Here is a 13,590-nt window from a genome sequence, read left to right as displayed (position 1 = left end):
CGCTTGACTGATCGGCATTACGCCATTCAGGGCGACCTCACGACATCAACTCACCACGCTTAACGCCTGATCCTTTGCTAAAAAGAACGGCCTTAGATACGCCACGCTATTCGATAAAGGCAAGATATCATCGCTGAGCTGAATGCCGATGGTTTCCCGCAGATAACGGCGGCGGGTTTCGATGCGCTGCCACAAAGCCGGATAATCAGAACGGATGTCGCTTTGCAGCGCCGCATCGGCCAGCACCACGCACTCTTCGGCGCTGGCACCGTTGTAGCCTGGCACCGACGGGATGATATCAATTTGCAGCATCATGCCGCTCTTAAGCAATTCGGTGGACTGATGATAAATCGGCGACGACATCCACTCTTCGTCCGCCACCAGATGTCCCGGATTGAGGTGCCAGCCAAAACGGGCCTTCGGCAAAACCTGCTCGATAAGCTGATACAGCTCGCCACCGCTCATGCCGCAGCGAATGTTTTCCAGCCAGGCCACCACGGCTGAGAAATAGGGTTTGGCGATGCGCTCCAGATAATCTTGCTGGCCTGGCGGCAGCTCACTTTGATCGGCAATGACGAAGCCGCTGCGGCTGGAGAGTCCGCCTTTGAAGGCGGTGGTTAGCGAGAGCGGATCGCCGCGCTGCACTTTTTTGTCGGTGGGATAGAGGTTCGCTTTGTCGAAACGGTTGCCGGTGGCGGCGATAGTCACCACCGTGTTGCATTGCCCTTCGGCGTGCAGTAACGCGCCCAATTCTGTTTCACGCACGCCCACCTCGATGGCATTCAGCGCCTCCAGCATGCACTTTGACGCGAGGTTTGCGCCATATTCGTAATGGGCGATTTCATTGGCATTGCAGGTGGTGCGCGCGCCGTTATCGCCAATAAACAAGTGGATGGCATTTTCTAACATGCCGTCATCGCTGAGCGTGCGCTGAATGGCATCGACAATAAAGTACGGCAGATCAAACATCGCACGCCCATTGCCGGCGGCGGGCGTAAACATCTTCCAGCCCACCAGCCCGACTTTATGGCCGTTCGCTAAGCCCGCATCTTTGAAGAGGCTTTCCAGCGGCACTTCATTGTCCATGGGCTGATTGGGAAGCGAGAAGTACGGCGTGTGCAGCAGCGCGGCCGCTGTGCGTGAAAAGCGCGCCATTTTCAGGTTTTCGTTGCCCAGCACCAGCGTGCAAGCTCCGGAGTGATTCAGCAGCAGCAATCCCTCTTCGAAACGCGGGATAAATCCGCTCAGATATTCGAAATTGCCGCCGTGTTCCTTGTCGGCATAGATCACCAGCCAGTCAAAACCCTCGCGCTGCATGCCCGCCAGCAGCGCGTTCTTGCGCTGCACAAGCGTATCATCGGTGAGAAAAACCTGTTCAACGTCGCTGAACGTCATCGGCGCGGTAATCGGCCCGAACGTGATTGCCATGATGCACTTCCTCGCATTACAGAATGAGATGAGGATAGTCGCGTTTTTAGCGCAGCGGATTTTGATCCACGCGAAAAAAGGCGGAGGGGTGAGCTCCGCCTTGTCTCAAGTTCCAGTCAGTGTGCCTGACCGGTCAGTTGCAAAAGGGCAACGATGATTTGAAGAATGATGCGGACGATGTCCAGCAGCAATCGAACAATTTCCATCACTTTCCTTCTCCTCTGAGAGGAGCGCGCCTTTCAGCTGCCGGAGCTTTGACTCCACCCGCCGACCGCCTAAGCACAATTGTGAGGAGTGCTGAGCGGCTCTCATTGTAAAAGCCACAGGCCAGCACCACCTGAAACCTGCCGGGATTTAACTATCCGCGCCCCTGGAGTCATCAGAAAAACAATGAGGCTTCGCTCGTCACTCAACACCTGTATAACCATACAGTATTATGGCAAAACTTGAAATATCTCGCCGCACATTTTATTATCGCTGTTGTGAGGAGTGCTGAGCACCCCGTTCGCGGCGCGGTTACCAGCCGTTTAGCGAACATAAAAAAAGGATTTGGCTTAATGCCAAATCCTTTTTTATTACCTGCGATTAATTATCTGGCGGAACTGATACGCCAAATGGTATTTCCCGCATCATCGGCAATTAATACGCCGCCCTGCCGATCGGTGGCTAAACCGACAGGCAAACCGCGCACCTGCTTCTGATCGTCGGTGAGGAAACCAGTCACCACCGGCTGGGGTTGTCCCACCGGTTTCCCATTCTCGAATTTCACCCACACCACCTGATAGCCGTTGAGCGGCGTGCGGTTCCAGCTGCCGTGTTCGCTGATAAATGCTCCGCCGCGATACTGCGGCATATTATCCGCGCCGTAAAACAGCAGACCGAGCGGTGCGACGTGCGAACTCAGGGCGTAATCCGGTTTAATCGCCTTCTCTACCAGATCCGGCCTCTGCGGCTGCGCGCGCTCATCCACGTGCTGGCCATAATAGCTGTACGGCCAGCCGTAAAAGCCTTTGTCCTGCACCGACGTCATGTAATCCGGCACTAAATCAGAACCGATCTCGTCGCGTTCATTCACAATCGCCCACAGCTTGCCGCTCTGCGGCTCCCACTGCAATCCGGTGGGATTGCGCAGGCCGCTGGCATAAATCCGGCTGGCACCGCTGGCCGCATCCACTTCCAGCACCGCCGCACGGCGATACTCCTCGCCAATGCCGTTTTCCGTCACGTTACTGTTCGAACCTACGCCAACGTACAGCTTGCTGCCGTCGGGGCTGGCGAGCAGCGATTTGGTCCAGTGATGATTAATTGGCCCGCCCGGCAGCTCGGTCACTTCCACCGGCGGGGTGCGGATCTCGGTTTGCCCGGTTTCATACGGGAATTTCACCAGGCTATCGGCGTTCGCCACATACAGCGTGTTGCCCACCAGCTGCATACCAAACGGCGCCGTCAGGTTGTCGATAAAGCGATGTTGCTCCCATTTGCCGTTAACATTACGCAGCAAGGTAATGCGATTACCGCCCTCGCCGCCCTTGCCAGACGCTTTCTGCACAATGCCCATAATCAGCTGCTTCGGTGCGGTGGTCGGTTTCGGTGTGCCATTGGATTCCGCCACCAGCACATCATTGTTCGGCAGCACCAGCACCTGACGCGGATGCTGCAGATTGTCGGCGATCTTTTCGATCTTTAACCCATCCGCCACTTTCGGCATTTCACCGGCTTTCCACGGCGTGCCTTCCGGCACCTGCATCGGCGGCATAAAGAAGTTTTGCGCCTGCGGCAGTTCAGGATTCGCACCGATTTGCTTTTGAGGATCGATCAACGCTCCGTCGTCACAGGCGCTGAGCAGCATCGCGATGGCTACCGCACTGAGTAAGTGTTTCATACGCGACCTCCTTGCGTGCGACGTTCGCGCAACACCAGCTGCACGTTAGCGATCAGCAGCAGCGCCACCACCAGCGTCGACAGCGTGATGCCCAACGGCACCACCGCGTAAGCATCGCGACTGTGAATAAAGGCATTCACCACCGCCAGCACGATCGCCAGCAGCGACAGCCAGAAATGGGTTTTCTCGTTCGGCCGCGCGCCGCGGAATAAATAAACCAAACTGATTAAACGTGGCAGGATGGCCAGCACCAGACCGATAGTGATCAGCCAACTGGCGGATTTGGTCCACATGATGACGAAGGTTTGCAAATAGAGGATATCGAAAAACCAGGCGGCGACAAAAAAGCCCAGCGGCAACGGTTCCAGCAGCGTATACAACGTCACACCGAACACCGATCTTCCTGAGGTATGAAACATTACTCTCTCCCTTACCGTATTATTGTCAGATGGTGCACGCGTTTCGCTTTAATAAAACAACTTACAGCCACCTGTGAAATATTAGTAAAGATAAACAGTAACGTTTAACACTTATCTAACACACTCTAACTTAAGACTTATCTGCCGGCAGGCTTACCCAATAACCCGGTTGATACGGCAAGGGCAGGAACTTTTCGTGGAACTCACGGAACGTGGCATCCGGATCGAGATCGGCAAACAGTTCAGGATGCAGCCACTTCGCCAGCGCCTGAATCGCGACAAACTGATAGGGGCTGTCGTAGAACTGATGCCAGATGGCATGCGCGTTACCGTTGTGCGCTACCGGCAGTGTTTTGAAGGCATCACGCATCATTAGCAGGCGTAAACGCGCCGTCGCTTCTTTCACATCCGCACCGGGCCCCACGCCAACCCATTTACCCACGGTGTTGTAGTTTTTCCAGTTCGCGCCTGTCACCACCACCACATCGGGACGGCTGGCGATGATCTGCTCGGGATTGAGTGTGCCGAACGTGCCTGGAATCAACGCTTTGGCGATGTTACTGCCGCCCGCCAGTTCCACCATCTGACCAAAGTTCTCGTTACCGAACGACATGCAGCACTCGTCGCTGTAGCCGCCAGCACGATCAATCATCACTTTCGGGCGCGTGCCGTTAAAGTTTTTCAGGCGATCGGTTACTTTTTCGATTTGCGCACGGCGGAACGCCACGATCTCTTCGGCGCGCTGCGGATTGTTCACCAACTCGCCCATAATGCGGATGCTTTGCTCAGCATGCTCCATCGGCTTCTCGCGGAAGTCGATAAACACCACCGGCACGCCCACCGCTTGTAACTTCTCGATCAGCTTGCCTTCGTCGGTCGCGGCTTTGGATTCGAGGTTCATCAGCACCAAATCGGGCTTCAGCGTCAGCGCCTGTTCGACGTTAAAGGTGCCATCTTTCGCGCCACCAAAGGTCGGCAGCTTTTTGATCTGCGGATATTTCTTTTCATACGCCATATAGCCGTCGTAGTCGGCTTTATGGAAATCGTCACGCCAGCCCACCACGCGCTGGAACGGCGCAGCGGTGTCAAACGCCGCCAGCAAATACATCTGACGCCCTTCGCCGAGAATGATGCGTTTAGACTCCTCCTTGACCTCGACCTGTCGTCCAGCCACATCGGTAATGGTTTTCGCCGCAGCGTGCCCCGCCACCGCCAGTAATCCCAGTGCTATCAGCCATGATTTCATTTAATACACCTAGAATGATAATGATTATTATTTAAATTTCGCGGCGTCACTATTACCTGGCAGACAGGAAAAGAAAAGCCCTGGATACACATTTTTTTACATTCCCCGCGCTTTTTCCCGCTGTGCATTCGCTCACAAAACGCCCGTTAATCGTGAAAAACCTCACAGCGCACCGGGCAAATGCACAATTAATCGCCACGCTATCCCGCGCTTTGGCTAATGCGTAAACAAAATGTGAACGCTAAATTACAAAATGAAACGTCGTTTTATTTTTATGTTAATACCCAGTTGGGCAAGCCACTGAGTTGAAGGAGGAGTTACCGTGAAGATCAGTGCCATTGATGTCACCCTGTTTAGCTACCCCACGCGCCGCGTCTCTGACAGCGCCGGACATTCGCATCCCGGTGCAGAGACCGATGCGCAAATGGCGCTGCTGACCATCACCAGCGAAGATGGCGATTGCGGCTACGCGTTTGCCCCCGCCGAAGTGATTCGTCCGCACGTGGTGAATGCCTTCTTCCGCAAGGTGCTGATTGGGCAAAATGCCTTTGATCGCGAGCGTCTGTGGCAGGATCTGGTGCACTGGCAGCGCGGTAGCGCCCATCAGCTCACCGAACGCGCGTTATCGGCGGTGGAACAGGCGCTGTGGGATTTGATTGGTCGCAAGCTCAAACAACCGGTCCACAAACTGCTTGGCGGTTATCGCGAGAAAATTCCCGCTTACGGCAGCACCATGTGCGGCGATGAGCTGGAAGGCGGTTTATCCACGCCCGATGAATACGCGCAGTTTGCCGAAAAACTGGTCGCGCGCGGTTATCAGGCCATCAAACTACACACCTGGATGCCGCCGGTGTCGTTCGCGCCCAGCACCCAAATGGACATCAAAGCCTGCGCTGCGGTGCGCGAAGCGGTCGGCCCGGACATCGCCCTGATGCTCGACGGCTATCACTGGTACAGCCGCAGCGAGGCGCTCACCATCGGCAAAGCGTTGGAAAAACTCAATTTCGCCTGGTTCGAAGAGCCGATGGAAGAGGAAAGCATGGCGTCATACGCGTGGCTGGCGGAAAACCTCAGCATTGATGTGCTCGGCCCGGAAAGTCTCGGCGGCAAACACCACAGCCGCGCCGATTGGGTGCGCGCTGGTGCGTGTGACATTCTGCGCGCCGGTGCTAACGGCGTCGGCGGCATCTCCGCCACCATGAAGGTCGCCAGCCTGGCCGAAGCCTTTGGTATGGATTGCGAAGTACACGGCAACGGTGCCGCCAGCATCGCGGTGGTCGGCGCTATCCGCAACTGCCGCTGGTACGAACGCGGTCTGCTGCATCCGTTCCTCGATTACGAACAGCCGCCGGCCTATCTCAACGCGCTGGTCGATCCCATGGACGCAGAGGGTTTTGTCCATCTGCCAACGCGTCCCGGACTTGGGGAGGACATCAATTTCGCGTGGATTGAGACACACACGCTAAATCGCTGGTAAGCGCCCAACACAAGCAGTACGGCATAAAAACGATAAACCTCTGACCTGCTGGACTTTGCTTATGAACCTGATGAACCCCTGCAGAGCGTGGTGCGCCGCGCTGCTGCTGCTCACCTGTAGCCCATCGTTGCTGGCGGCCACGCCAGACGACCAGCTGATTGTGGGCATGAACATGAATAACCTGCTCACGCTCGACCCCGCCGCCATGACCGGCAACGAAGTGGTCGGCATTGTCGTCAATCTCTATGACGGTTTAGTCGAGTTAGATCCGCAACAGCTCACCAACGTGCGCCCGGCGCTGGCGGAGCGCTGGGAGATCAGCCCCGACAATCGTCAACTCACCTTCCATCTGCGTGACAATGTCACCTTCCACTCCGGCAATCCGTTGAGCAGCGCCGATGTAATCTGGTCGATGCGTCGCGTGCTGCACCTGAACCTGGCACAGGCCTCGGTATGGAAATCTTACGGCTTCAGCAAAGAGAACGTGGATCAGATGATCAGCGCGCCGGATGCGCGCACGGTAGTGATTCGCCTGCCCAAGCCTAACGATCCCAAGCTGGTGCTCTATTCGCTGGCGGCGCTCGGCAGCATGGTGGTACTCGACAGCAAAACCGTGCAGGCGCAGGCGGTGAATAACGATTGGGGCAATCGCTGGCTCACCACCCACGAAGCGGGTTCCGGACCGTTCCGCCTGGATGTGTGGCAGGCCAAAGATGTGCTGCGCATCAGCCGCGATGTCCATTACTGGCGCGGTGCGCCGAAGCTGACGCGTGTGGTGTTCCGTCATCTGCAGGAGTCGCAAACCTTGCGTCTGATGATGGAGAAAGGCGATCTCGATATTGCCAGCAACATGGCGATCCCCGATGTAAAAGCGCTGCGCCACGATCCCGATCTCACCATCGACGCGGTACAAAAAGGCACGATTTATTACCTGGCGATGAGCATGAAGGACGATCACTTCTCCCATCCGCAGGTACGCGAAGCGCTGCGTTATCTGGTGGATTATCAGGGGATTAACAAAACGCTGATGGCCGGTTACGGCACGCTGCATCAGCGGCCAATTCAAGCCGGCATGCCGGCAACGTTGCCCGATCCTGGCTACAAGCTGGATGTGCCGCGCGCCAAAGCCTTGCTGGCCGCCGCCGGTTATCCCAACGGTTTTGATACCACGCTGCGCGTGCTGGCCGATCAGCCGTTCCTCAATGTCGCGATTGCGATTCAGTCCACGCTGATGCAGGGCGGCATTCGCGCCAAAATCATCACCGGCACCGGTAACCAGATTTACGGTGCGATGCGCGATCGTCAGTTCAATCTACTGGTCGGGCGCGGCGGCAGCGGCGTGGAGCCGCATCCGCACTCCAGCCTGCGCGCGCTGGTGTACAACCCCAATAACGCCGACAGCGCGCGCCTCACCAATTTTCAGGGCTGGCGCACCGGTTTTTATGACGCGCAGCTGAACAGCATGATCGATAAAGCGCTGCTGGAGCGCGATGTAAAACAGCAGCAGCAGGATTACTTCGCTATCCAGCAGCGCTACGACCAGCTGATTCCGGCGCTGATGCCGATCTCGCAAATGACCGATTCGGTGGTGGTGAATAATCGGGTGCAGGATTACGTGCCGCATCCGTCGGCCACCACTTTCCTGCGTGACGTATGGAAAACGCCAGACAGCCTGGCGGGAGGTGCGCAATGAAGCTGACAAAAAGCCACTGGCGGCGCCTGCGTAGCCGCACCGTTCAGGTGGCGATCACGCTGTTTGGCCTGCTGTTGCTGACCTTCTTTATTGGTCGCGTGATGCCGCTCGATCCGGTGCTGGCGATTGTCGGACCGGATGCCGATCACAACACCTATCAGCAGGTTTATCACCAACTCGGCTTCGATAAACCGCTGTGGGTGCAGTTTGGTATCTATCTGCAAGGCCTGCTGCACGGCAATCTTGGGTTGGCGCTGCTGACCGGACAACCGGTAATCAACGATATCCTGCGCGTCTTCCCGGCCACGGTGGAGCTGGCGACGCTGGCGATTGTGATTGGTACCGGCCTCGGCGTCCCGCTGGGCGTGTGGGCCGCCGCGCGCCGCAACAGCGTGATTGATTATCTGGTGCGCATCATCAGCCTGGCGGGTTACTCCACGCCGATCTTCTGGGTGGGTATGGTGGGTCTGCTGCTGTTTTATGCCCATCTCGGCTGGGTTGGCGGCGCGGGCCGTGTGGATTTCAGTCTCGATGGCATTGTGCCGCGTCGCACCGGCTTTCTGCTGATCGATGCCTTGCTGGTGGGCAACTTCACGGTGTTCAGCAATGCGCTCAATCACCTGATTCTGCCAGCGTCCCTGCTCGGCTTTCACTCGCTGGCTTACATCAGCCGCATGACGCGCAGCTTTATGCTGGCGCAACTGTCGCAGGAGTTCATTTTGACGGCGCGGGTGAAAGGACTCAGCGAATGGCAGGTGATTTGGCAGCACGCGTTCCGCAATATTCTGGTGCAGCTGCTCACGGTGGTGGCGCTGGCGTACGGCTCGCTGCTGGAAGGCGCGGTGCTGATTGAAACCGTATTCTCATGGCCCGGTTTTGGGTCCTATCTCACCGGCAGTTTGATGCTCGGCGATATGAATGCGGTGATGGGCTGCGTGCTGGTGGTCGGCCTGATATTCGTGCTGCTCAATCTTCTCTCTGACCTGCTCTATCAGGTGTTCGATCCGAGGACCAAAGTATGACGATTTCTCTCGATACGCCGTTAGCCAGCCAGACGCGCGAACGGCTGGCGCGCTGTCGCCGCACCGGCGCGCGCATCGGCCATTTTCTCGGGCAAATGGCGCGCAACCCGCTAACCGCGATTGGCGGCGGCATCATTTTGCTGCTGCTGGTGGTGGCGCTGTTCGCACCCTGGATCGCGCCCTACCATCCGCTGATTCAGGATCTCAACAACGCGCTGACGCCGCCCAACGCGCAGCACTGGTTTGGCACCGATGAATTTGGCCGCGACATCTTCAGCCGTCTGGTATGGGGCGCGCGCATCACGCTGTATATCGTGCTGCTGGTCTCGATCACCGTGGGTCCGCTGGGCTTGCTGCTCGGCGTCACCGCCGGTTACTTCGGCGGCAAAGTGGATAGCGTGTTGATGCGCGTCACCGACATCTTCATCTCCTTCCCTAGCCTGGTGCTGGCGCTGGCGTTTGTCGCCGCGCTCGGTCCGGGGCTGGAGCATGTGGTGATCGCCATTACGCTCACCGCCTGGCCGCCGATTGCCCGTCTGGCGCGCGCTGAAGCACTGTCGCTGCGTCAGGCCGACTTTGTCTCCGCGGTGCGCTTACAGGGCGCCTCGTCACTGCGCATTTTGTGGAAACACATTGTGCCGCTGTGCCTGCCTTCGGTGATTATCCGCATCACCATGAATATGGCGGGCATCATTCTCACCGCTGCCGGACTCGGTTTTCTCGGTTTGGGCGCGCAGCCGCCGGATCCGGAATGGGGCGCGATGATCGCCAGCGGCCGCACATACATGCTGGAGTGTTGGTGGGTGGTGACGGTGCCAGGTCTGGCGATTCTGATCAACAGCTTAGCGTTCAACTTCTTAGGAGATGGCTTACGTGACATCCTCGATCCCCGCAGCGAATAGCGCTGCACCGTTGCTCGACGTGCAGGATTTACAGGTCAATTTCGTCAATGGCCGGCTGGTGACGCCCGCCGTGCGCGGCATCTCCTTCCAGTTGGGCAAGGAGAAACTGGCGATTGTGGGTGAATCCGGTTCCGGCAAATCCACCGTTGGCCGCGCGCTGTTACAGCTGCATCCACGCAGCGCGCAGGTCACGGCACAGCGCATGCAGTTTGGTGAGATGGACCTGCTGCGTGCCACGCCGGCGCAGATGCGCGCCATTCGCGGCAAGCGCATCTCCATGATTATGCAGGATCCGAAATATTCGCTGAATCCGGTGGTACGCGTGGGTGAGCAGATTGCTGAAGCCTGGCGCAGTCATCATCCCGGCCAGCGCGAGGTTGCGCGGCAGCGGGCGATGGAGATGCTCGACGTGGTGCAGGTGCGCGATCCGGGCCGCATCTATCAATGTTATCCGCACGAAATTTCCGGTGGTCAGGGCCAGCGCGTGATGATCGCCATGATGCTGATTACCGAGCCTGAGCTGCTGATTGCCGATGAACCCACTTCGGCGCTGGATGTTTCGGTGCGTTTGCAGGTGCTGGCGCTGCTGGATGATTTGGTGAAACAGCGCGGTCTGGGGCTGATTTTTATCAGTCACGACATCAATCTGGTGCGGCGTTTCTGTGACCGCGTGCTGGTGATGTATGCCGGACGCGTGGTGGAGTCGCTGGCGGCCAGCGAACTCGCTCAGGCGCAGCATCCCTATACGCAAGGCCTCCTCGCTGCACTGCCCGATATGGATCAGCGTCGAGCGCGTCTGCCGGTGCTGCAACGTCAGGCCAGCTGGCTGCAACCCTAAGGAGCAATGATGAACGAGATGATCCGCGTAAGTAATCTCAACCTCAGTTTTGGTGAGGAGGAGCGACGTAATCAGGTGCTGTTCAACGTCAATTTGTCGATTCATCAGGGTGAAATCTTTGGCCTGGTTGGCGAATCCGGATCGGGCAAAACCACGGTGCTGAAGTGCCTCGCCGGGCTGTTCACCCACTGGCACGGCGGGCTGGCGATTGATGGCGTGCCGCTGGCGCATCGCATCGCGCGCGAGCGCTGCCGCAGCGTGCAGATGGTGTTTCAGGATCCGTACGGATCGCTGCATCCACGCCACACCATCGGCGATATTCTCGAGGAGCCGCTGCAGATTCACGGCATCGGCCAGCGTCAGCAGCGCGTTATCGCCATGCTGGAGAAAGTTGGCCTCAATCGCGCGTGGCAAACCCGCTATCCGCACCAACTTTCTGGCGGTCAGCGCCAGCGCGTTGCCATCGCCCGCGCGCTGATTCTCGAACCGCGCGTGTTGCTACTGGATGAACCGACCTCGGCGCTGGATGTCTCGGTGCAAGCGGAGATCCTCAATCTGCTTAGTGATCTGCAGCAGCAGGAGAAGCTGACCTACCTGATGGTGACGCACGATCTCGGCGTGGTGGCGCATCTGTGCCATCGCGTGGCGGTGATGCAACACGGCAAAGTACTTGAGACGCTGGATGTCGATGCGCTGGTGCACAATCGCGCGCAAGTAGCCTATACGCAGATGCTGGTGGATGCGAGCCGGCAGGATAACGGGGTTTTGGTGTAGGGTCGCCATTTATGGCGTAATCCTTACTGATAAGGACATTTTGCTTTGAATAGGTAGCGGGCTCTGACACATCTGCTGCGTCACGGGCCGTCCTCGCGCCGCTAGCGCGGTGCCTTCGGCTTCCACGTTGTGCCAACGGACCGTTCGCGGATCGGCCTTCCCTGGCCGACCCCGAACTGCCTCGCGCATCCATGCGCGAGGCTCCTGGCCCAACGTAAAAGCCTCAGCGCTGCGAATAGCCCTTTTGCCGCAGCAGACGCGCCAGCGCCTCTAACCTATGAGCCCTTTTCAACAACACGCACTGAAGTTTAAGCAGGCCGGGGCCGCTTTTGGGCCGGCAATCCGCAGCGCTGAACGAAGCGAGGAAGCCAGGAGAGCCCGCAGGACGCGGGCGAAAGGCGGAGTCGGGACAAGGATGTCCCGTCTACGCCGGTCCGTCAGGCAGACGAGCGAAGTGAAGGTACCGCGATAGCGGCGCGAGGACCGCAGGACCAAAAGTGGCACCGGCCTGCGTACTCGTCACTGGCTTAACTAACATGCATTACGTCGTCTGTGGTGACTTGAATGAACAATTGAGACGTCTGCAACGGTTGGTCGGTAGGATAAATACGCGTGACTGTTGAATCGAAGGGATAACAAAATCGAGTGCTTCACTGACTCTGAAGCTGCCTTACTCTTAGCGTTTTCTCCGACATTTTTTCCGACATTTCCTCCGACATTTTGATGCCGGAGTGCAAATGAAGAAGGACATAAACAACAAAGCCAGGTTTCCCTGGCTTCGCTCAAACCGTTTTGATTACTGCGTCAGTTCACGCACAAAATCCACGATCTCCTGATTCTGCCCATGTTCAAACAGGCAATGCTGCAGGCGCGGGCCGCTCACGGCGGTTTTCACCAGCTCAGGATCGATGGCGCGCAGTGAATCAAGGTAATTCTCTTTCAGCAGCGCCGCTTTCACTTCGTTCAGAATGCCCGCATTACGCACCTGCGGCTCTTTGCGCTCTGGCGGGTAGCCGTGCCCTTTTTCACCGGTAAAGGCTTTTTCGAAAATAAAGCGCAGGTTTAGTTCCGCGCCCCAGCCGAAGCCTTTGGCGAACGGCAGCGACAGCGCATTGCCGTTGTTGATTTGCGCAAAAAGGTAAGCATCCGCCGGATCGATGCAGTAGCCGCACACCACGCCGGGATGCAGGTTGAGCGACATCAACGCGCCCTGGCCGGTACCGCAACCGGCCACCACGAAGTCCACCGCTTTGCTGTTAAGCAGTACGTTGGCCATGATGCCGAGGTGAATATAGGTAAGATGGTGATCCTGTTCGTCGCTCATACCGACGTTAAACACCTGATGCCCGAGCGGTTGCGCCACAGACTGAAGCTCTTTCAACACCGTTGCGTTCTTCGCAGCCTGGCTGTTTTCCATCATCAAAGCGATTTTCATGATCCATCCTCAGATTAAATTGAAACACTGTTTCATTTTAATCAAAGAACGTTAAAATGCAGCCTTTAAATGCCTTTTTGACTGTGAGTTAAGTCACATATTGACGATGCAACCTGCAAGGAGAAATCATGTTTATCTTTAAAAGCGCAACCCGACTGGACGATTTAGGCAACGGCGTAACGCGCCGAATACTGGCGCACGGCGGCACCCTGATGGCGGTGGAAGTCACCTTTAAGCAGGGTGCCGTCGGTCCGCTGCATCACCATCCGCATGAGCAGCTCACCTATGTGCTGTCCGGACGTTTTGCCTTCACCATTGATGGCGTTACCAAAGAAGTGAGCGCCGGCGATACGCTGTATAAAGCGCCGAACATTGTGCACGGTTGTGTGTGTCTGGAAGCGGGCGTATTGCTGGATACCTTTACGCCGCAACGCGAGGATTTTCTGGCGGCACCTTAACGTGCCGCCAGAACGA

The 13,590-nt window shown here is 57.3% G+C and carries 12 protein-coding genes; 7 read left to right on the top strand and 5 right to left on the bottom strand.

The genetic code is table 11. The annotated features are described in order from the left end of the window. Positions 1-45: 45 nt before the first annotated feature. The 4 genes from ACYAC5_RS09455 to ACYAC5_RS09440 form a co-directional block, all read right to left on the bottom strand. Complete coding sequence (locus ACYAC5_RS09455) at positions 46-1,428, bottom strand: M24 family metallopeptidase (RefSeq protein WP_462062883.1); 1,383 nt, start codon at positions 1,426-1,428, stop codon at positions 46-48. 589 nt (positions 1,429-2,017) lie between these two features. Next, complete coding sequence (locus ACYAC5_RS09450) at positions 2,018-3,310, bottom strand: PQQ-dependent sugar dehydrogenase (protein ID WP_101764461.1); 1,293 nt, start codon at positions 3,308-3,310, stop codon at positions 2,018-2,020. After that, positions 3,307-3,729, bottom strand: coding sequence for a DUF2231 domain-containing protein (locus tag ACYAC5_RS09445; protein ID WP_192411885.1), 423 nt, complete (start codon positions 3,727-3,729; stop codon positions 3,307-3,309). The genes ACYAC5_RS09450 and ACYAC5_RS09445 overlap by 4 nt, the downstream gene beginning before the upstream one ends. Positions 3,730-3,859: 130 nt before the next feature. Further along, complete coding sequence (locus ACYAC5_RS09440; protein WP_192233767.1) at positions 3,860-4,975, bottom strand: ABC transporter substrate-binding protein; 1,116 nt, start codon at positions 4,973-4,975, stop codon at positions 3,860-3,862. Positions 4,976-5,297: 322 nt separating this feature from the next. Between ACYAC5_RS09440 and ACYAC5_RS09435 the strand changes: the two genes are divergently transcribed. The 6 genes from ACYAC5_RS09435 (at position 5,298) to ACYAC5_RS09410 (ending at position 11,681) form a co-directional block, all read left to right on the top strand. Beyond that, the gene (locus tag ACYAC5_RS09435; RefSeq protein ID WP_192411886.1) at positions 5,298-6,452 is read left to right on the top strand and encodes a mandelate racemase family protein; all 1,155 of its coding nucleotides are present in this window, start codon (positions 5,298-5,300) and stop codon (positions 6,450-6,452) included. Positions 6,453-6,513: 61 nt separating this feature from the next. Continuing rightward, positions 6,514-8,145, top strand: a complete 1,632-nt coding sequence (locus ACYAC5_RS09430; protein WP_462062880.1) for an ABC transporter substrate-binding protein — start codon at positions 6,514-6,516, stop codon at positions 8,143-8,145. Further along, on the top strand, positions 8,142-9,167 hold the full coding sequence (locus ACYAC5_RS09425) for an ABC transporter permease (RefSeq protein ID WP_064741146.1): 1,026 nt from the start codon (positions 8,142-8,144) through the stop codon (positions 9,165-9,167). The genes ACYAC5_RS09430 and ACYAC5_RS09425 overlap by 4 nt, the downstream gene beginning before the upstream one ends. After that, positions 9,164-10,069: an ABC transporter permease gene (locus tag ACYAC5_RS09420; RefSeq protein WP_101764467.1), complete on the top strand. Its 906-nt coding sequence runs from the start codon at positions 9,164-9,166 to the stop codon at positions 10,067-10,069. The genes ACYAC5_RS09425 and ACYAC5_RS09420 overlap by 4 nt, the downstream gene beginning before the upstream one ends. Then, positions 10,041-10,907 carry an ABC transporter ATP-binding protein gene (locus ACYAC5_RS09415; RefSeq protein WP_336767521.1) on the top strand — a complete coding sequence of 289 codons (867 nt, stop codon included), beginning with the start codon at positions 10,041-10,043 and terminating at the stop codon, positions 10,905-10,907. Before ACYAC5_RS09420 ends, ACYAC5_RS09415 begins: the two co-directional genes overlap by 29 nt. Positions 10,908-10,925: 18 nt before the next feature. Then, entirely contained in the window at positions 10,926-11,681 is a 756-nt protein-coding gene (locus tag ACYAC5_RS09410; protein ID WP_462062963.1) for an ABC transporter ATP-binding protein, read from the top strand. Between the two features lie 796 nt (positions 11,682-12,477). Here ACYAC5_RS09410 and ACYAC5_RS09405 read toward each other — a convergent pair. Continuing rightward, a complete protein-coding gene (locus ACYAC5_RS09405; protein WP_277974829.1) occupies positions 12,478-13,116 on the bottom strand; it encodes an RpiB/LacA/LacB family sugar-phosphate isomerase in 639 nt (212 codons plus the stop codon). A 128-nt stretch (positions 13,117-13,244) separates the two neighbouring features. Between ACYAC5_RS09405 and ACYAC5_RS09400 the strand changes: the two genes are divergently transcribed. Next, on the top strand, positions 13,245-13,574 hold the full coding sequence (locus tag ACYAC5_RS09400; RefSeq protein WP_101764470.1) for a cupin domain-containing protein: 330 nt from the start codon (positions 13,245-13,247) through the stop codon (positions 13,572-13,574). Positions 13,575-13,590: the final 16 nt, after the last annotated feature.

The sequence above is a fragment of the Pantoea sp. y20 genome (assembly GCF_054903455.1).
The sequence above is the reverse complement of the archived record's forward strand: the minus strand, read 5'-3'. Positions and strand labels throughout refer to the sequence as shown.